This window comes from Mycobacteroides franklinii (assembly GCF_002013895.1).
GTDB lineage: Bacteria > Actinomycetota > Actinomycetes > Mycobacteriales > Mycobacteriaceae > Mycobacterium > Mycobacterium franklinii.
The window spans coordinates 85,401-104,757 of record NZ_MAFQ01000004.1 but is presented as its reverse complement, the minus strand read 5'-3'; the positions used below and the strand labels follow the sequence as shown (position 1 = coordinate 104,757).

Below are 19,357 nucleotides of genomic sequence, written 5' to 3'. Positions count from 1 at the left end.
GCGTTACGCCCGCTCCGGTTCCTGTGTCAGTCGCAGGCATTCGGGGACGTTGAACAGCAGCATCATCCGCTGCTCCTTGGCGGGCAGCTGTGTGCGGACCTCGGCGGTGGGGACCACCTGCGGATGGGACAGCCTGAGCTGTTCGCCCGCCCGAAGCAATTCGGCGCTGCCCTGGGCCGTCACGTTGCGCACCCAATCGGCCGACTGTCCGTAGGGCAGCAGGATCAGCACCGTGCCGTCGGTCGCGCTGAAGGCCTCGACAGGGGTCTCGTAGGTGTGGCCGCTGCGTCTGCCGATGTGCCGAATGACGGCCGTGGAGGTGGCGTCCGTTCCGGCGGTCGACATGATCCTCGGGTTGGTGACGGCACGATTGAACCGCCGGATGGCATTGAGAATGGGGCGGTTCTGGAGCCGTATGCCGGCCACGACCAGTGAGAACAGCGCGAGCGGTACGGCGACGACGACACCGATGACGACGAGGGCGATAACCACGCGATCAGGCTACTGGGATCCGATCGGGGTGTGATCGGGATCTCTGGACGTGAGTCCCACTTTTGCTTGGATCCTTTTTAGGCTTGCCTTACCTAATAGATTCTAAATCGCAAGGGGATGGCATGAGGAAGATCCGAGTCGCGGTCATCGGCGCAGGTCCGGCCGGTATCTATGCCGCCGACATCCTCACCAAGGAGCACGAGCAGGCGCGGGTCGACGTCTTCGACCGGCTGCCCGCCCCGTACGGCCTGGTGCGCTATGGCGTGGCTCCCGACCATCCGCGCATCAAGGAGATCATCAAGGCATTGCGCCGGGTGCTCTCGCGTGACGAGATTCGGTTCATCGGGAACGTCCACTACGGCACCGATATCAAACTCTCGGAGCTGCGGCGCTTCTACGATGCGGTGATCTTCTCCACCGGCGCCCGCGCCGATCGCGGGCTCGATATCCCCGGTATCGATCTTCCGGAAAGCTACGGCGCCGCCGACTTCGTTTCCTGGTACGACGGTCACCCCGATGTTCCGAGGGATTGGCCGCTGACTGCCAAGAGCGTCGCAGTGTTGGGCGCCGGGAACGTGGCCCTCGATATCGCGCGCATGCTGGCCAAACCCGCTGACGAGCAGCTCAGCACCGAGATCCCCGCCAACGTCTACCAGGGGCTAGTGCTCAATCAGGCCACCGATGTGCACGTTTTCGCACGGCGCGGCCCGGCCCAGATCAAGTTCAGCCCCATGGAGTTTCGCGAACTGTCGCACTCGCCGAGTGTGGATGTCATCGTGCATCCCGAGGGATTCGAGATCGACGAGGGCAGTCAGCAGGCCATCAATTCCAGCAAGGCCACCAAGCTTGTCGTCGACACCATGATGAAGTACCTGGATCAGGAGCCCACCGGCGCGCCGCACCGTATCCACATCCACCTGTGCCAGTCGCCCGCAGCGGTGCTGGGGATCGACCGCGTGGAGGGCCTGCGTACCGAGCGCACGGAGCTCATCGGCGACGGAACCGTCAGGGGAACAGGCGAATTCACCGATTGGCCGGTGCAGGCCGTCTATCGTGCGGTCGGCTATATCTCCTCGCACCTGGCCGATCTCCCATTCGACCACCACGCCGGGGTCGTCCCGCATGACGCGGGCCGGGTGCTCGACATCGACGGAATCCCGATCGAGTCCACCTATGTCACGGGGTGGGTCAAGCGCGGGCCCGTCGGATTGATCGGGCACACCAAATCCGACGCCGCCGAAACGATCGCGAGCCTGCTCGCAGACCTCCCGGGTATCCAACCCGCCGAAATCTCGGACCCCGATGCGATATTCGCGCATCTGCGGGGAAGCGGGATTGACTACACCACCTGGGAGGAGTGGGAACGGCTCGATGCTCATGAAGTGGCACTCGGGGAGGAGCAGGGCCGTGAACGCATCAAAGTGGTACCGCGCGAGGAGATGATCAGCGCTGGGCGCCAGGCCTCTTAGCGTGAAGACATAAAGGCCCCCGACGCCTTGAGCGCGGGGGGCCTTTATGTGTATTCGGTGTGGCTAGACCTTCTTCGCGGTCCCGGCGACCTTGTCGAACTCCCAATAGGCGCGGAGCACAACGAGCTTGCCCTCTTCATTGGCCTCATAGGTGAACACACCCTCGGCCGTCATCTGATATCCGTTCATGGTGGTGATGATTCGCCCGACATTGGCCTGATGGGTACCGCAGTCGTAGGTGTTGTCGAAGATGAAATCGAGCTTCTCGGTGGGGGCGATGATGTTGTCCCAGAAGGCAGCAATGGCCTCCTTGCCGCGATGCCCGTTGCCGTCGGGATTGAACGGCGATGGACCGACCGGGTCCTGCACCACGCCGTCCTCGGCGAAGTTGTCCACCCATGCCTGCTTATCGCGGGCTTCGACGGCCGCACGGGAACGCTTGCCGGCTTCGTCTGCGAGGCTCATGCCTTACTGTCCCTTTCCTGCGGGCTTTTCAGAACCCACGACCCACATCGAGTAGTACTGCGAGCCGCCGCCGTAGGCGTGACCCAATGCCTTCTTGGCGCCGGGCACCTGATGGTCGCCGGCCTTGCCCATCACCTGTATGGCAGCCTCGGCGAATCGGATAAGACCCGAGGCTCCAATCGGATTCGAGGAGAGCACGCCGCCGGAAGCGTTGACGGGGATCTTGCCCCCGATCGCGGTCTCGCCGGCCTGGGTCAGCTTCCAGCCCTCGCCCTCGGCCGCGAATCCCAGGTTCTCCAACCACATCGGCTCGAACCACGAGAACGGGACATAGATCTCCGCGGCGTCGATCTCGTCGATGGGGCTGGTGATTCCCGCATCGCGCCACAGTGCCGCCGCGGCATCGCGTCCGGCTTGCGGGTTCACCCGGTCGCGACCGGTGTAGTCGAGGGGCTCGGTACGCAGCGCGGTGGCGTGCACCCAAGCGACCGTGTGACCGTCGGCGATACGACGATCCGCTGTTTCTTCGTCTCCCACCACGATCGCGCAGGCGCCGTCAGAGGACGGGCAGGTCTCGTCGAAGCGGATCGGGTCCCACAGCATCGGCGAGGCCATCACCTTGTCGACGGTGATATCGGGCTGTTGCAGGTGTGCCAGCGGATTCTTCGCGGCGTTGAGCCGGTCCTTCACGGCGACGATGGCCCCCGTATCCAGCGGAGCCTTGGAGCGCTCGATGTAGGCACGCACATGGGGGGCGAAGTAGCCACCCGCGCCCGCGCCCACCGGCACCGAGAAGGGGACCGGAATCGACAACGCCCACATGGCATTCGATTCGGACTGCTTCTCCCACGCCAGCGCGAGGACCCGGCGGTACTTGCCCGATTGCACCAGGCTGGCCGCCACCACGCCGGTGGAGCCACCGACCGAGCCGGCGGTGTGCACCCGGATCATCGGCTTCCCGGTCGCGCCGATCGCGTCCGCCATGAAGAGCTCGGGCATCATGACACCCTCGAAGAAGTCGGGGGCCTTGCCCACAACGACTGCGTCGATATCGTCCCAGCCCACGCCGGCATCGGCCATGGCGCGGTCAATGGCCTCGCGGACAAGGCCATTCATGGACACGTCGTGCCGTTTGGCGACGTACTTGGTCTGCCCGGTGCCGATGACGGCAGCGAGATTCTTGGATGCACCCACGATTACTTACCCTCCAGCACAGCGACCAGGTTCTGCTGAAGTACGGGCCCGCTGGTCGCGTGAGCCAGCACCCGCTGTGCCGAACCATTCCAGATATGTTGTGCGGCAAAGCCGATCCGTTCCAGTCCGGCAGAGAACATCGGATTGGCCACCAGCGCGCCACCCGACGGGTTGACAGTCGCGGAATCCTTGAGGCCGATGGCCTCGGCGAGGATCAGCTGCTGATGGCTGAAGGGTGCGTACAATTCCGCCACTTCGATGGAGCCGGTGTCGCCGCCGGTCGCGGCGGCAGCCGACGCGGCGGTCGACGGAGAGGCCGTCAGGTCTCGGGCACCGAGGATCGGGGTCTCGATGCGATGTTCGATACCGCTGATCCAGGCCGGATTCTCGCGCAGTTCACGGGCGCGATCACCCGCGGCCAGCACCATGATCGAGGCGCCGTCGGATATCGGCGCGATATCGTGCTTGTGTAGCGGGTCGGCGAAGTAGTCGCGTGCCAGCAGCTCATCCACACTCGATGCCGGAGCCTCGGAGTCCACCCGCTGTGCGCGGCCGAAGGCGTCCAGGGCGACCTGTGCCATCTGCTCTTTGGTCCACTTGCCCGAGTCCAGGCCAAGCCGTGCCTGCAGCGCTGCCATCGACACAGAGTCGGGCCACAGCGGCGCGACGGTGTACGGATCTGTCTGCAGGGCAAGGGCTCTGCGGAGAGTGCCGGCGGAGGACTTTCCGAATCCGTAGACAAGTGCGGTCTCGACCTGACCGCTCAGGATCTTGATGTACGCCTCGTACAGTGCCCACGCCGCGTCCATTTCCACGTGGGACTCGTTGATCGGCGGCACCGCACCGATGGAGTCGATCGCGGAGATGAACGAGAAGGCGCGCCCGGCCAGATAGTCGGACGAACCCGAGCACCAGAAGCCGATGTCCGACTTGGTGATTCCGAGTTCTGCGTAGATCTGCCGGAAGCAGGGCACCAGCATCTCGACACCGTTGGTGGTGCCTTCGGTGGTCCTTACGTGCGGGGCGTGGGCGAAGCCCACCACGGCTACTTCAGTCATCACACCCGGTCCTTGTAGGTCTCGTAGTCGGCATCGGGCTCACCCGTCGGGCGGAAGTACTGGATGTTGTCGATCCCGTATCCCCACTCCTCCTTGGGTTTCCACACGGCTTCGACTCGCATGCCCATCCGTACCTCGGCGGGGTCGATGTCGTAGACCAGGTGCAGGAACGGGATATCGGCACCATCGAGCAGTACATACGCCGCCACGTAGGGCGGTTTGATGCGCTGCCCGGGGAACGGGATGTTGATGATCGCGAAGGTGGTGACGACACCCTTGTCGGCCACCTGCACCAGATCTGAGGTGGGTTCGCCGGTCAGCGGATCCGCGCCGCGCGCCGGGAAGTAGACCCGGCCGCCGGCACCGGTGCGTCCGCCGAGTAGCTTGCCCTCTGCCAGTGCGCGCAGGTAGGCGCTTTCCTCGGGGGAGGTGATGTGCTGAACCTCCAGGCGGATCGGCGTCACCTGCATGGTCACCGGTTCCTGATCGGGGGCTGGGGCCGCAGTGGTTTGCGGCGTCTCCCCGAGGGCGAAGTAGGCGATATCGGTGATGGCGCCGACGGTCTCGTGGGCCCACACCGCGTGCACGCGGGCGCCGGTCTCGATTCCGGCGGAACCTGCGGCCCCGGTATCCACAGCGTGCAGCAGCGCGGTGTCCGCACCGTCGAGCTTGATCAGTGCCCAGGCGAACGGTTTGGCCAGCGGCTGGCCCTCCAGCGGCTCGGGCTGCCATGACCAGGACTGGACCGTGCCCACACTCGACACCGGCACCACCTCCGTCAGTGGCGCGTAGGTCACCGGGTCGTACTCGGCCGCGGGTACGTGGACCCGGCCGTCACTGCCCCGGGTGCCGACGATCTGCCGATCGCGCAGGGCGGTGAAGAACTTGGAGAGGGTGGGACCCACCGAACGGGTGTAGTCAAAAGACAGTTCGAGGGGTGCTGAAAGGAGCGGCAGCGGGGAGGAGAGCTCGGTTGTGCTGCTTTGGCTGGCTGTCACACCTCCGAGTAGAACAAGTTCTAGTTTTTTTCGCAAGGGTGGTGGTCGCGGCATATCTCGTCAGGTAGAACTGACCCATGAAATTCGGATTGCAGCTGGGGTACTGGTCGGCCTCACCGCCGGACAACGCGCGTGAGTTGGTGGCCGCCGCCGAAGAGGGCGGATTCGACGCCGTCTTCACCGCCGAGGCCTGGGGCTCGGATGCGTACACCCCGTTGGCCTGGTGGGGCTCGGACACCAGCCGTATCAGGTTGGGCACCTCGGTGATTCAGCTTTCCGCGCGGACGCCTACGGCGTGCGCCATGGCTGCCCTGACGCTGGATCATCTTTCCGGCGGCCGCCACATCCTGGGCCTGGGCGTATCCGGACCGCAGGTGGTCGAGGGCTGGTACGGGCAGCCCTTCCCCAAACCGCTGGCCCGCACCCGTGAGTACATCGACATCATCAGACAGGTGCTGGCCCGTGAGGCGCCGGTGCGTAGCGATGGTCCGCACTATCCGCTGCCGCTGACCGGGGATAAGGCCACCGGGCTGGGTAAGCCCCTCAAGTCGATCGTGCATCCGTTGCGTTCTGACATCCCGATCTTTCTCGGTGCCGAGGGGCCGAAGAATGTGGCGTTGACAGCGGAGATAGCCGACGGCTGGCTGCCCATGTTCTACGCGCCGCGGCTGGCAGACATGTACAACGAGTGGCTCGACGAAGGCTTCTCGCGCCCCGGCGCCCGGCGCACCCGCGAGAACTTCGAGATCGCCGCCACCGCGCAGGTGATCGTCACCGAGGATCGCCGTTCGGTACTCGATCAGCTGAAGCCGTTCTCCGCTTTGTATATCGGTGGCATGGGCGCGGTCGAGCTGAACTTCCACGCCGAGGTATATCGGCGGATGGGCTACGGCGAGGTGGTCGACGAGGTGACCGAGCTGTTCCGTACCAACCGCAAGGACAAAGCGGCCGAAGCGATTCCGGACGAGCTGGTGCTCGACACCACGATCGTCGGAACCGAGACCGAGGTGCGCGAGCAGATCGCGGCGTGGGAGGCGGCAGGAGTCACCATGCTGGTGGTCGGTTGCCGCAGTGTCGAGCACGTCAAGCAACTGTCGGCGCTGACCTAGCGTTCGGTCTCCCGGAAGTCGAGCATCGCATCGACGGTGTCGACGGCCTCGTTCAGCGCACGGACCCGCTTCTCGAGCGTCGGCGCCGCCAGTACGGCATACCGGTCGGCCTGTCCCATCGGTACGCGAGATGCCAACGCGTACAGCCGTTTTTCGGCACCGCTGGGCAGGCCGGTGGCTACCGACCATCGGCGGGGAAGCCGCACCTGCTGCGCGGTCGCGACCCGTCGGAGCAGGTTCTCGATGCGTATCTGCACCTCATTGAGGGCGCTCAACGGCAGCACGCGTCCATCGAGTTCATCGGGCCACGATTCTGTCTCGGCGCGTGGGTATGGATCGTCGTCGAGCCAGCGGGTGATCCGGATTCGGTGCGCACCCTCGCAGCGCAGCGAGAATCGATCGGCGCCCAGCGACTCGCAGTCCAGGACGCGGGCAGCGGTCCCCACGTCATGGCGGACATCTCCGCCACCCACCTCTCGGCCACGCGCGATCAGAACGACACCGAAGGTGTGGTCGGCGGCCATCACGTCGCGGACCAGGGCGACGTAGCGCGGCTCGAAGATGCGCAGCGGTAGCGGCTCGCCGGGCAGCAGTACCGACTGCAGCGGGAACATGGGCGTCACGCCGCCCACACTATGCGTGCGGGTTTATGTGCCGGTGAAGTTGGGGGCGCGCTTCTCGGCGAAGGCGCGTGGGCCTTCCTTGGCGTCGTTACTGGTGAAGACGCCGATGCCGACCTTGGTGTCGGCCTTGAACGCCTCGTTCTCGTGCAGGCCTTCCGAATCGCGGATGGTCTTGAGGACCGCTTGCACCGCCAGGGGGCCGTTCGCGGCGATCATGTTCGCAAGCTCCAGGGCCTTGTCCAGTGCCTGACCGTCGGGGACGACGTGGCCGATGAGCCCGATTTCCTTGGCCTCCGGGGCCTTGAGGTGCCGACCGGTGAGCAGGATGTCGCAGGCGACCGTGTACGGGATCTGACGGGGTAGCCGCACGGCCGATCCACCCATCGGGTACAGGCTCCATTTCACCTCGGAGACACCGAATTTGGCGCTCTCACCGGCGACACGGATATCGGTGGCCTGCAGGATTTCGGTGCCACCGGCGATCGCGGGACCCTCGACCGCCGCGATCAATGGCTTGGTCAGGCGGCGGCCCTTGAGTAGACCGGGGATGACGGACGGGTCGTAGCTGCCGTCGGAGAACTGGTCGCCCGGGGCGCGCTTGTTCATGGCCTTGAGGTCCGCTCCGGCGCAGAAATACCCGCCCGCGCCGGTCAGGATGCAGACGCGAACGTCGGGATCGTTGTCGACGCGGTCCCAGGCCTGGGTCATGATCTCCAGCATTTCCCCGGACAGGGCGTTGCGTGCGTGCGGACGATTCATCGTCACGATGAGGACGTGATCGCGGAGTTCCACCAGGGCGTGCGGGGCGTCCTGTTCGGTCACTGTGTCCGTCATGAGGCTCCTTCATTGGGCCGGGGCTTGTCTAAAAATGTAACACGTTCTAATTTATGGGCATGGCCCTTAACATTGCCGACCTCATTGAGCATGCAATCGACACTATGCCCGATCGTGTTGCCATCATTTCTGGCGACCGGAAGCTGACATATGCCGAGCTTGAGGAGCAGTCCAACCGGCTCGGTCACTATCTGCAGAGCCAGGGCGTGGGCCCGGGCGATAAGGTCGGCCTGTACTGCCGGAACGGCATCGAGATCGTCGTCGCGCTGACGGCCATCGTCAAGATCCGCGCGATCTCGGTCAACGTGAACTACCGGTACGTCGAAGCCGAGCTGCACTACCTGTTCGAGAACTCCGATATGGCGGCGCTGGTGCACGAGCGCCGCTACAGCGACAAGGTCGCGAACGTGCTGCCGAGTACGCCGAACGTCAAGACCGCGATTGTTGTCGAGGACGGAACCGACCTCGACTACTCGCCGTACGGCGGCGTCGCGTTCGCCGATGCGCTGGCGCAGGGATCTCCGGAACGTGATTTCGCCGAGCGCAGCTCCGACGACATCTTCCTGATCTACACCGGAGGCACCACCGGCTTCCCCAAGGGTGTGATGTGGCGGCACGAAGACATCTACCGCTCGCTGTTCGGTGGCATCAACTACGTCACCGGCGAGTACATCGAGGGTGAATGGGATCTGGCCAAACAGGGCGCCGAGGCCGCACCGTTCATCGGGTTCCCCATCCCGCCGATGATCCACGGTGCCACCCAGGCGGCGACCTTCATGGCCCTGTTCCAGGGACGGACCACCGTGCTGGCGCCCGAGTTCAACCCCGAAGAGGTGTGGGAACTCATCGAGAAGCACAAGATCAACATGCTGTTCTTCGCCGGCGATGCCATCGGCCGGCCGCTCATCGACGCATTGGATACCGAGGTGGGCCGCGCGCGTGATCTGTCCTCACTGTGGGTGCTGGCCAGCAGCGCCGCGCTCTTCTCGCAGACGGTCAAGGAGCGGTACCTGGAGCTGCTGCCCAACCGGGTGATCACCGATGCGATCGGCGCCTCCGAGACCGGCACCGGCGGGCTCTCCACCGTCACCAAGGGTCAGATGCACCCCGGCGGCCCGACCGTCAAGATCAGCTCCACCACAACGGTTCTCGACGAGGAAGGCAATCCCATCCAGCCCGGTTCCGGGGTGCGGGGACTCATCGCCAAGAGTGGTCACATTCCGGTCGGATACTTCAAGGACGAGAAGAAGACCGCCGAGACGTTCAAGACGTTCAACGGTGTGCGGTACGCGATCCCCGGTGACTGGGCGACCGTCGAAGCGGACGGCACCGTCACCATGCTGGGTCGCGGATCGGTATCGATCAACACCGGCGGCGAGAAGGTCTTCCCCGAGGAAGTCGAGAGCGTCCTGAAGGGCCACCCCGCGGTGTTCGATGCGGTTGTTGTCGGTGTGCCCGACGAGAAGTGGGGCCAGCATGTGGGTGCCGTCATCGCGGTGCGTGCCGGTGTGGAGCTGACCTTCGAAGACCTGGACACCCATGCGCGCAAGGAGATTGCCGGGTACAAGGTGCCGCGCAGCGTCTGGATCGTCGACACCGTCAAGCGCAACCCAGCTGGCAAGGCCGATTACCGCTGGGCCAAGGAAATCTCGGAGTCCGAGAAGGTGGACCTCGTGAACACCAAGCACGTCAACACGGGAGCCTGAGCATGTCTGACGGTCTTCGCGCAAGCGGCTCATCCATGCACACCGACCTCTGTGAACGGTTCGGAATCCGTTACCCGATATTCGGTTTCACGCCATCGGAAAAGGTCGCCGCAGCCATCACCCGCGCGGGCGGCATGGGTGTGCTGGGGTGTGTCCGCTTCAACGATCCCGACGAGTTGGACGCCGTTCTGAACTGGATGGACGAGAACACCGACGGCAAGCCCTACGGTGTCGACATCGTGATGCCCGCCAAGGTGCCCACCGAAGGTACCGCGGTGGATATCGACAAGCTGATCCCGCAGGGACACAAGGACTTCGTCGAGAAGACACTGGCCGATCTGGGAGTGCCGCCGTTGCCGGGAGAACGGGAGTCGGCCGGTGTGCTGGGCTGGCTACACTCGGTGGCGCGTTCGCATGTGGAGGTCGCGCTCAAGCACCCGATCAAGCTGATCGCCAATGCACTGGGCTCTCCGCCAAAAGACGTGATCGACCAGGCCCATGAGCATGGTGTGCCGGTCGCGGCGTTGGCGGGCAAGGCCGAGCATGCCAAGCGGCATGTCGAGAACGGCGTCGATATCGTGGTGGCCCAAGGCTATGAGGCCGGTGGACATACCGGCGACGTTGCGTCCATGGTGCTCTGGCCCGAGATCGTGGATGCCCTCGACGGCAGCGCCCCGGTGCTGGCGGCCGGCGGTATCGGCAGCGGTAGGCAGGCGGCGGCGGCCCTGGCGCTGGGCGCCTCGGGCGTGTGGACCGGCTCGATCTGGCTGACCGCGGCCGAGTACGACCTCGGAACCGTCACTGCCGGTGGCGATTCCGTGGTGCAGCAGGCGCTGCTGAAGGCGACTTCCAGCGACACCGTGCGCACCCGCATCTACACCGGGAAGCCTGCGCGACTGCTGAAGACCAAGTGGACGCAGGCCTGGGATGCCGAGGGCGCACCGACACCGCTGCCCATGCCGCTGCAGAACATTCTGGTCAGTGGGGCGCATGAGCGGATGAATCGTGCGCACGATCCGGAGACGGTATGCTTCCCAGCCGGACAGATCGTGGGGCGGATGAACGAGATTCGGCCCACCGCCGAGATCGTGGCTGACCTCGTGGCTGGTTTCGAGAGCGCGGTCGACAGGCTGAACGAGATCCGCGGCTAGCGTCTCACTCTGGCTCGGTTCCGCACCGAGTGTGCGGATTGTGGCGATTCCTGCCGAGATTTCGACAGGAATCGCACACTCGACTTACGCGGCCAGCGCAGTGAATGCTTCCGCGACCCGGGAGACGATCGTGCCGGCCCGATGGCGGACCATGTCCGAGCTCACCCGAATGATGCGCCACCCTTCGGCGGCCAGTTCGGTGGCGCGATCGATATCCCGGGTCCGTTGATCCGCACTCGTCCAGTGCTGGGCGCCGTCGAACTCGATACCCACTTTGTGGTCCTTCCACCCCATATCGAGCCGCGCGACGAAGTCGCCGAAGCGGTTACGTACAACGAGTTGAGTCTGTGGAGCTGCGAAGCCTGCGCGCACCACGATGAGTCTGGTGCGTGTCTCCCATGGTGACTCGGCGCCGCCGTCGACCAGATTGAGTACCTGGGTGAGACGGTTGAGCTCCCGCGCGCCGCGATGGCGTGCGGCCACTGCCTCGATATCGGCGACGGAAAGTCCGGTCGCGTTCATCAGAGCGTCCAGACGTTCTACCGCCAGGTCGCCCGAGGTTCGCCGCCCGATGTCGTATGCCGTTCGTGCGGGTGTGGTGACGGGTAGCCCGTCGACCACAGTCCGCTCGTCGGCGGGCAGAATGTCGCTCCATAGCGAAATCCCGTGTGGAGCGCGGCGATTGGTGTGGATTAGTTCAGCAGGGGCATCCCGCGGTAGCCATTTGGTGCCATGCAACGCGGCAGCGGATACGCCGGCGACGATTCCCCGGCGTTTGGACCATAGCCACGCTGCTTCCGCTCGCTGGAGTGGTGTGACCTCGGCGTCTTCGGGTACGTAGATTCCGGGGTACAACGCGGTGAATCGCCGCAGGGCGTATCCGGTGACAAGACGGTTCGCGAGCGCCTCGGTTCCGATGAACGGCCACGGTACTTCCCCCATAGGCGCAGACTGGCACGGACCACCGACAGCCACTCGAACGTGCAGATTGTGTCGATTGTGGACGGGATTTCGACAGGATTCGCACACTCGGCGCGGGAGGCGGTTAGTGGGGGGCGTAGGTTCCGCGGTCGAGTTCCCACAGCGGGTCGCTGGTTTCCAGCGCCTCGGCGGACAGCTGACGCTTGATCACCTTGAACGTCGCGGTACGTGGCAGATTCTCGCTGACCCTGACGACTGACGGCCACTGCTTGGGCCCGAGATCCTCTTGGGTGGAAAGGAATCCGCCTAGCGTTGACGGCTCGAATCCGTTGCGTGTCACCAGCGCCGCCATCACCCGGTCGCCGACGGTGGGATCGGGAATGCCGTAGACCGCCACCTCGGTGATATCCGGATGACGTAGCAGCACCCGCTCGATCGGTGCGGTGCCCAGGTTTTCGCCGTCGACGCGGAGCCAGTCGCCGAGGCGCCCGGCGAAGTACACGTACCCGTTCTCGTCGGCGTAGGCGAGGTCGCCGCTGCGGTACTGGCCGCCGACCATGCGCTCGGCATCGGCCTCGGGATTCTTGTAGTAGCCGGTGAACCGCCCGGGGCCGGTGACGTTCACCAGCTCACCGGTCGCTTCCGCCGCATTGACCAGCTTGCCACTGACATCGAAAATCGCAGGGGGACAAGGCTTGCCGGTCTCGACGTCGAGTATGCGAACGTCGGCAGGCAGTGGCCCGATCGCGCCCGGGGGAGTGCCGGGCGCCCACCCCAGGGCAACACCGCCCTCGGTGGACCCGAATCCGTCGACCACAAACGCGCCGAACCGCTTGGCAAATCGGTCGGTGTCTCCGGCCGCCGCCTCGTTGCCGTACATGATCTTCAAGGGGTTCTCGGCGTCGTCGGGCTGTTCCGGTGTCGCCAGCACATAGGACATGGGCTTGCCGACGTAGTTGGCGTACGTTGCCCCGTATTCGCGGATATCAGCGAGGAAGCCGGATGCGGAGAACCTGCGCCGCAGTGCAATCGAGGCGCCCGCCGCGACGGCCACCGACCATCCCGCGAGCACCGCGTTGGAATGGAACATGGGCATCGAGAGATAGCAGACATCCGCGGTACCGAGACCGAACCGCGAGGACAGCATGATTCCGGCAGAGGCCACCTTGGCGTGGGTGATCTGGACAGCCTTGGGGTCCCCGCTCGTGCCCGAGGTGAAGATGAGCATGAACAGGTCATCGGGGCGTACATCGGCGATCTCGATCAGCGGATGATGCGAGTCGGCGACGGTATCGGACTCATCCGTAATGACGAACTGGCAATCGGCAAGCTCGGCATCACGCTGTAATGCCGATCCGCGTCGTGTCGAGTTCAAGCCCACCAGCACTAGACCACCCCATGCGGCCGCGGTAAGCAGGCGCGCGAAACCCGGCGTGTTCTCCAGGATCACACCGATATGCGGCGGCTTTGAGGGATCCAGGCGGGCACGCAATACCGAAGCCAGACGGCGGCTTTCGGTCACATGGTCACGCCAGGACGTAAACGAGCCCTCGAAGTGCAGACCCCGGTCCTCGACATCTACCAGGCTCGTCAGCAGCTGAGTGACCGTGGCTTCTTCCGGGGCGGTGCTCACCACTCGATACTAGGCAGGGGTGTCGGCGAGCTCGCGCCCGATCCGGCGCAGCTGCTCCGTCGCGCTGCCCGAGGCGAACTCATTGTGCTTGGCGGCCAGGAAGTAACGGTGCACCGGATGGTCCTCGTCGATACCCACGCCGCCATGCACGTGCACCGCGGTATGCGCGACACGGTGCCCGGCATCGGAAGCCCAGAACTTCGCGGTGGCGACGTCGATATCGGCTGGCAAGTCTTCCGACACCCGCCAGGCGGCCTGCCACAGCGTCAGGCGCAGACCCTTGACATCGATGTACCCGTCGGCAAGTCGCTGCGCCACCGCCTGGAAGCCGCCGATCGGCTTGCCGAACTGCTCGCGCGTGCGCGCGTAGTCGGCGGTCAGCTCCAGCGCGCGCTCCAGCACTCCAAGCTGGTAGGCGCTGTGGCCCAAGGATTCCCGCAGCCTGAGCCACTCCACCACCTCGACACCGCCGACCTTGCGCTCGGCGGGGACCAGGGTCTCGGACAGGATCAGCTCGGCGGAGCTGTCTTTACCGGTGGTGTGCAGGGTTTCCTGGGTGACGCCGGCGTCGGCGGCGGACACCAGGAACACGGCGGTACCGGTCTCTGTCTCGGCGGGCACCAGGTACCCGTCGGCCTCGACGCCGAAGGGCACCAGAACCCGGTTGCCGGTCAGGACGTAGCCGGCGCCTTCGGTCCGGGCGGCGACCGGTCCTTCGCCGGGCTCACCGTCGAGCGCGATGGTCAAGACCTTCTTGCCCGCGACGGCGGGTGCGGCCCAATCATTCTGCAGGGTTTCGGAACCGAACGCGGCGAGGGCTCCGGCCGCCAGCACCACCGACTCCAGATACGGAACAGCGGCGAGTTCACGACCCAGTTCCACAAGAATCGACGACTGTTCCAGGACGCCGAATCCGCCGCCGCCCACCGATTCGGGGGACGCGGTGGACAGAATGTCGGCCTCGGCGAGCTTGGCCCACAACTGCCAGTCGAACCTGCTGTCCTGCTTGTCGAGTTCCTTCTGGCGCTCCGGCGTACTGATCGCCGCCGCGATGGTGCGAGTCAGGCCGGCGAGGTCGGTCTGCGCCTCGGTAAGAGTGAAATCCATTGTTCTGCAATCCCTTCTAGCGGCTTGCCGCAGGTTGGCCGAGGGCAGTCATCGCGATGATGTCGCGCTGAACCTCGTTGGTGCCACCGCCGAATGTGAGGATCAGGCAGGCCCGGTGCATCCGCTCGACGCGGCCGCGCAGCTGCGCCCCCGGAGAGCCCTGCCGCAGCGTCGCGGCTGTCCCGAGAACCTCCATCAGAAGGCGGTAGGCCTCGGTGGCCAATTCGGTGCCAAAGACTTTCGTGGCCGAGGCGTCGGCAGGGGAGGGGGCGGCATCGGTGTTGGAGGCCAGCTCCCAGTTGATGAGCTTGAGGTACTCGACCTTGGCATGCACCTTGGCCAGGTTCAGTTGAACCCATTCGGAATCGATGATCCGAGATCCTGGGCCCTCGCCCAGGATTTTGGTGTTCTGGGCCCACTCGCGCACCTCACGCAGGGCGGTGATGATCGGTGCCGACGAAACCAGCGCCACGCGCTCATGATTCAGCTGATTGGTGACCAGCTTCCAGCCTGCGTTCTCTTCGCCGACCCGGCTTGTGACCGGCACGCGCACATCTTGGTAGTAGGTGGCGCTGGTGCCGGGCCCGGCCATGGTGCGGACCTTGGTGTACGAAAAACCCTCGGCGGTGGTGGGCACGATGAGCATGGAGATACCGCGATGCTTCTTGACCTCGGTATTGGTGCGCACCGCCAGCCAGATGTAGTCGGCGTACTCGATGAGGCTTGTCCACATCTTCTGACCGTTGATGACGTAGTCGTCGCCGTCGCGGACCGCCGAGGTGCGCAGCGAGGCGAGGTCGGTGCCGGCGCCGGGCTCGGAGTACCCAATGGAGAAGTGCAGCTTGCCCGCGGCGATCTTCGGCAGGAAGAAATTCTTCTGTTCGTCGGTGCCGAAATGCATGATCGTCGGCGCGACGCTGTTGATCGTCAGGAACGGCACCGGCGCGCCGGCGATCGCGGCCTCATCGGTGAAGATCAGCTGATCCATCACCGAACGGTCCTGCCCGCCGAATTCCTTGGGCCAGCCCAGCGCGAGCCATCCGTCGGCACCCATCTGCTCGACGGTCTCGCGGTAGACGTTGCCGCTTCCGTATTCACCCTGATTCGAGGCAAGGGCCTCGCGCCGTTCCGGGGTCAGCAGTTTGTCGAAGTACGCGCGTAGCTCGCGGCGCAGCTCTTCCTGCTCGGGCGTGTAGGCGATGTGCATGTGTGACCTCCGCTGCTGTGGACCTCAAGTGTGACCCACATTGACACATGAGTTGTAACACGTTCTAGTCTAGGGAGTCCAGACGCGACGCTATCGCACAATCGCGGCCCCGAGATCCCTGGCCTCGCCAGGGTTGTGTCGATGGTCACGTGTCGTAGTCTGGCGATACAGCCCAGCTAGACGACGGAGTCGGCTCATGGAGCCGGAGACTCCGATGAGGAGGTTTCCAATGCGTGTCGGTGTAATTCCTGACCGTTGTGAAGGCAACTTGGTATGCCTCGGGATCGCTCCGGAGGTGTTCGACGTCGACGATGACGACTATGTCGTCATCCTGCAGGAGGAAGTGCCGGCCGATCAGGAGGATCTGGTCGAGCAGGCGATCGCGGAGTGCCCACGCGCCGCGTTGATTCGCAAAGACTAGAGGCATTCGTAAATCACCCCGGCTTGGGAGCTCGAACGAGCGGAGCCGGCGTGATCGAGTGCGTCGGGACGCACCGGACTGAAGGGATATATATGAGCGCGATTGCTGATGCCGATCTGAGTGGCCGGGTTGCCATTGTCACCGGCGCCGCCGCAGGACTCGGCCGTGCCGAGGCGATCGGTTTGGCACGGTCCGGGGCGACCGTTGTCGTCAACGACATCGCGCCCGCCCTCGAGAAGAGCGACGTGCTCGACGAGATCGCCGCGGTGGGATCCAAGGGCGTTACCGTCGCCGGCGATATCGGCGAGCGCGTGACCGCTGATGAGCTGATCTCCACCGCCGAATCCCTGGGTGGCGTGCACATCGTGGTCAACAACGCCGGCATCACCCGCGACCGGATGCTCTTCAACATGTCGGACGAGGAGTTCGACGCCGTCATCCATGTGCACCTGCGCGGCCACTTCCTGCTGACCCGCAACGCCGCCGCCTACTGGCGCAGTGCGTCGAAGGCCGCGGGCGCCCCCGTCTACGGGCGCCTTATCAATACGTCCTCCGAAGCGGGTCTGCTGGGGCCCGAGGGGCAGGCCAACTACGGCGCCGCAAAGGCGGGCATCACCGCGCTGACATTGTCGGCTGCGCGTGCCCTGGGCCGGTCCGGAGTGCGCGCCAATGCCATCGCCCCGCGCGCCCGCACCGCGATGACGGCCGGTGTTTTCGGTGACGCGCCCGCGGATTCGATCGACCCACTTTCCCCCGAACATGTCGTGACATTGGTGCGGTACCTGGCCTCGCCCGCGGCCGAGTCAGTGAACGGTCAGCTGTTTATCGTGTACGGACCTACCGTGACGTTGTTGGCGGCGCCTACTGTGGAGGCGAAGTTCACTGCGGATTCCGATGCCTGGGATCCGTCGGCACTTAATTCGGCCCTGGCTGATTTCTTTGCTGAGCACGATCCCAAGCGCACATTCTCCGCGACTGCGCTGATGGTCGAAGATTAAAGAACGACGAGGGTGACGGTGCGATCGTAAGTAGAACGAGTTCTATTTATCGCACCAAATCCGCAGGATAAAGTGGACGTGGCGTGCGATTTGCCTGTCTGCTGATGAATTGACACTAAGAATTTTTTCTCGTTAATATGGTGCGCCTCACAGCGTGGTAGGTACACGTCGATCGTTAACCGGATCATGGGGCGGGCGAGACTTCGGCAGTACCGGGATGTGTGAGACAGGAGCAGAGGTTGAAGCAGCAGCTCGCGGCGCCCGCGCGCGCCGTCGGCGGCTTCGTCTCCATGTCGCTGGCTACGTTCCGTAACATCTTCCGTCGCCCGTTCCAGGGCCAGGAATTCCTGGACCAGACCTGGTTCATCGCCCGAGTCTCATTGCTGCCGACGCTCCTGGTGGCCATCCCGTTCACCGTGCTGGTGGCCTTCACGCTCAACATCCTGCTGCGCGAGATCGGCGCGGCAGATCTGTCCGGCGCCGCGACGGCCTTCGGCACCGTGACACAGCTCGGCCCGGTGGTCACCGTGCTCGTGGTCGCGGGCGCCGGTGCCACGGCAATCTGCGCCGACCTGGGGGCGCGCACCATCCGCGAGGAGATCGACGCGATGCAGGTGCTCGGCATCGATCCGATCCAGCGGCTCGTGGTGCCGCGGGTGCTGGCGTCGACCTTCGTCGCATTGCTGCTGAACGGCCTGGTGTGTGCCATCGGCATGGTCGGTGGCTATGTGTTCTCGGTGTTTCTGCAGGGGGTCAACCCCGGCGCCTTCATCAACGGCCTCACGGTGCTGACCGGTCTGGGTGAGCTGATGATCTCGGAGATCAAGGCCTTCCTGTTCGGCATCTTCGCCGGCCTTGTCGGCTGTTATCGCGGACTCACCGTCAAGGGCGGACCCAAGGGAGTGGGCGATGCGGTCAACGAGACCGTCGTCTACTCCTTCATTTGTTTGTTCGTCATCAACGTCGTGATGACGGCCATCGGCGTGCGGGTCCTGGTGAAGCACTGATGAGCGACTTGCGTGAAGAAGCGACGTTGCTGATGAGCGACTTGCGTGAAGAAGCGACGTTGCTGATGAGCGACTTGCGTGAAGAAGCGACAACTTGATGACCGGACCGTATCTTTCGACGCACACGCTGACCTCCTATACCGTTCGGTATATGCGTGGATTGGGACGCTCGTTCGACAAATTCGGGGAGCAGGCCCTCTTCTACGCACAATCGCTGAGCTACATCCCGGCGGCGCTGACCAAGTACCGCAAGGAAACGATCCGGGTACTGGCCGAGATCACCATGGGCACCGGAGCCCTGGTGATGATCGGCGGAACCGTGGGTGTCGCGGTGTTCCTGACGCTGGCCTCCGGCGGTGTCATCGCGGTCCAGGGCTATTCCTCACTCGGCAACATCGGCATCGAGGCCCTCACCGGCTTCCTATCGGCCTTCCTCAACGTGCGCATCATCGCGCCGGTGGTGGCAGGTATCGCGATGGCGGCGACGATCGGTGCCGGAACCACCGCGCAGCTGGGCGCCATGCGGGTTGCCGAAGAGATCGACGCACTGGAAACCATGGCGGTGCACGCGATTTCGTATCTGGTGTCCACGCGCTTGGTGGCCGGGCTCATCGCCATCATCCCGCTGTACTCGCTGTCGGTGCTGGCGGCGTTCTTCGCATCCCGCGCGACCACGGTCATGATCAACGGCCAGTCTCCAGGCGTGTACGACCACTACTTCAACACCTTCTTGGTGCCCACCGACCTGCTGTGGTCGTTCCTGCAGGCGATCGTCATGTCCGTGGTGGTGATGCTCGTGCACACCAACTACGGGTTCAACGCCTCCGGTGGACCGGTCGGCGTCGGCGTGGCGGTCGGTCAGGCCGTACGCACCTCGCTCATCGTGGTTGTGCTTGTCACCCTGTTCATCTCGCTCGCCGTGTACGGCGGGTCCGGCCATTTCAATCTGTCGGGCTAGGGGTCA

The 19,357-nt window shown here is 64.6% G+C and carries 19 protein-coding genes; 8 read left to right on the top strand and 11 right to left on the bottom strand.

From position 1 onward, the window contains the following. Positions 1–3 precede the first annotated feature (3 nt). The gene (locus tag B4393_RS06395; RefSeq protein ID WP_078333420.1) at positions 4–492 is read right to left on the bottom strand and encodes a nitroreductase family deazaflavin-dependent oxidoreductase; all 489 of its coding nucleotides are present in this window, start codon (positions 490–492) and stop codon (positions 4–6) included. A gap of 122 nt (positions 493–614) precedes the next feature. Here B4393_RS06395 and B4393_RS06390 point away from each other — a divergent pair, with 122 nt between their 5' ends. Then, positions 615–1,961, top strand: a complete 1,347-nt coding sequence (locus B4393_RS06390) for an FAD-dependent oxidoreductase (RefSeq protein ID WP_078333419.1) — start codon at positions 615–617, stop codon at positions 1,959–1,961. A 63-nt stretch (positions 1,962–2,024) separates the two neighbouring features. On the opposite strand, the gene B4393_RS06385 is transcribed toward B4393_RS06390, so the two are convergent. The 4 genes from B4393_RS06385 to B4393_RS06370 are packed head-to-tail and all read right to left on the bottom strand — an operon-like array spanning position 2,025 to position 5,676. Then, on the bottom strand, positions 2,025–2,426 hold the full coding sequence (locus tag B4393_RS06385; RefSeq protein WP_070938239.1) for a nuclear transport factor 2 family protein: 402 nt from the start codon (positions 2,424–2,426) through the stop codon (positions 2,025–2,027). Between the two features lie 3 nt (positions 2,427–2,429). Continuing rightward, positions 2,430–3,620 (bottom strand): thiolase domain-containing protein, encoded by a 1,191-nt coding sequence (locus B4393_RS06380; RefSeq protein WP_109420743.1) that lies wholly within the window; start codon positions 3,618–3,620, stop codon positions 2,430–2,432. Positions 3,621–3,622: 2 nt separating this feature from the next. Then, positions 3,623–4,678 carry a thiolase domain-containing protein gene (locus B4393_RS06375; protein ID WP_078333418.1) on the bottom strand — a complete coding sequence of 352 codons (1,056 nt, stop codon included), beginning with the start codon at positions 4,676–4,678 and terminating at the stop codon, positions 3,623–3,625. Continuing rightward, positions 4,678–5,676 (bottom strand): Zn-ribbon domain-containing OB-fold protein, encoded by a 999-nt coding sequence (locus tag B4393_RS06370; RefSeq protein ID WP_109558427.1) that lies wholly within the window; start codon positions 5,674–5,676, stop codon positions 4,678–4,680. The genes B4393_RS06375 and B4393_RS06370 overlap by 1 nt, the downstream gene beginning before the upstream one ends. Before the next feature lie 77 nt (positions 5,677–5,753). On the opposite strand from B4393_RS06370, the gene B4393_RS06365 reads away from it, so the two are divergent. Further along, the gene (locus tag B4393_RS06365) at positions 5,754–6,785 is read left to right on the top strand and encodes an LLM class F420-dependent oxidoreductase (RefSeq protein ID WP_078333416.1); all 1,032 of its coding nucleotides are present in this window, start codon (positions 5,754–5,756) and stop codon (positions 6,783–6,785) included. Here the strand turns inward: B4393_RS06365 and B4393_RS06360 are convergent. Together B4393_RS06360 and B4393_RS06355 are read right to left on the bottom strand one after the other, a co-directional pair. Next, a complete protein-coding gene (locus tag B4393_RS06360) occupies positions 6,782–7,417 on the bottom strand; it encodes an LON peptidase substrate-binding domain-containing protein (protein ID WP_078333415.1) in 636 nt (211 codons plus the stop codon). The genes B4393_RS06365 and B4393_RS06360 overlap by 4 nt on opposite strands. Before the next feature lie 15 nt (positions 7,418–7,432). After that, positions 7,433–8,242 (bottom strand): crotonase/enoyl-CoA hydratase family protein, encoded by an 810-nt coding sequence (locus tag B4393_RS06355; protein ID WP_030096322.1) that lies wholly within the window; start codon positions 8,240–8,242, stop codon positions 7,433–7,435. A gap of 53 nt (positions 8,243–8,295) precedes the next feature. On the opposite strand from B4393_RS06355, the gene B4393_RS06350 reads away from it, so the two are divergent. Both B4393_RS06350 and B4393_RS06345 read left to right on the top strand, forming a co-directional pair. Then, entirely contained in the window at positions 8,296–9,948 is a 1,653-nt protein-coding gene (locus B4393_RS06350; RefSeq protein WP_078333414.1) for an acyl-CoA synthetase, read from the top strand. Positions 9,949–9,983: 35 nt separating this feature from the next. Then, positions 9,984–11,099, top strand: a complete 1,116-nt coding sequence (locus tag B4393_RS06345; protein WP_078333413.1) for an NAD(P)H-dependent flavin oxidoreductase — start codon at positions 9,984–9,986, stop codon at positions 11,097–11,099. A gap of 84 nt (positions 11,100–11,183) precedes the next feature. Here B4393_RS06345 and B4393_RS06340 read toward each other — a convergent pair whose 3' ends face one another. From B4393_RS06340 to B4393_RS06325, 4 genes are all read right to left on the bottom strand, one after another. After that, positions 11,184–12,041, bottom strand: a complete 858-nt coding sequence (locus B4393_RS06340) for a DUF559 domain-containing protein (protein WP_078333412.1) — start codon at positions 12,039–12,041, stop codon at positions 11,184–11,186. A gap of 103 nt (positions 12,042–12,144) precedes the next feature. Then, positions 12,145–13,653 (bottom strand): long-chain-fatty-acid--CoA ligase, encoded by a 1,509-nt coding sequence (locus B4393_RS06335; protein WP_078333411.1) that lies wholly within the window; start codon positions 13,651–13,653, stop codon positions 12,145–12,147. A 9-nt stretch (positions 13,654–13,662) separates the two neighbouring features. Next, positions 13,663–14,760, bottom strand: a complete 1,098-nt coding sequence (locus B4393_RS06330) for an acyl-CoA dehydrogenase family protein (protein ID WP_078333410.1) — start codon at positions 14,758–14,760, stop codon at positions 13,663–13,665. Between the two features lie 16 nt (positions 14,761–14,776). Beyond that, positions 14,777–15,967, bottom strand: coding sequence for an acyl-CoA dehydrogenase family protein (locus tag B4393_RS06325; RefSeq protein WP_070938248.1), 1,191 nt, complete (start codon positions 15,965–15,967; stop codon positions 14,777–14,779). Positions 15,968–16,196: 229 nt separating this feature from the next. Between B4393_RS06325 and B4393_RS06320 the strand changes: the two genes are divergently transcribed. The 4 genes from B4393_RS06320 (at position 16,197) to B4393_RS06305 (ending at position 19,351) form a co-directional block, all read left to right on the top strand. Continuing rightward, entirely contained in the window at positions 16,197–16,388 is a 192-nt protein-coding gene (locus tag B4393_RS06320) for a ferredoxin (protein ID WP_030096329.1), read from the top strand. A 92-nt stretch (positions 16,389–16,480) separates the two neighbouring features. Continuing rightward, on the top strand, positions 16,481–17,386 hold the full coding sequence (locus B4393_RS06315; RefSeq protein WP_078333409.1) for a 3-oxoacyl-ACP reductase: 906 nt from the start codon (positions 16,481–16,483) through the stop codon (positions 17,384–17,386). A gap of 239 nt (positions 17,387–17,625) precedes the next feature. Further along, on the top strand, positions 17,626–18,393 hold the full coding sequence (locus tag B4393_RS06310; RefSeq protein ID WP_057968114.1) for an MlaE family ABC transporter permease: 768 nt from the start codon (positions 17,626–17,628) through the stop codon (positions 18,391–18,393). A gap of 151 nt (positions 18,394–18,544) precedes the next feature. Continuing rightward, a complete protein-coding gene (locus B4393_RS06305) occupies positions 18,545–19,351 on the top strand; it encodes an MlaE family ABC transporter permease (protein WP_070939243.1) in 807 nt (268 codons plus the stop codon). Positions 19,352–19,357: the final 6 nt, after the last annotated feature.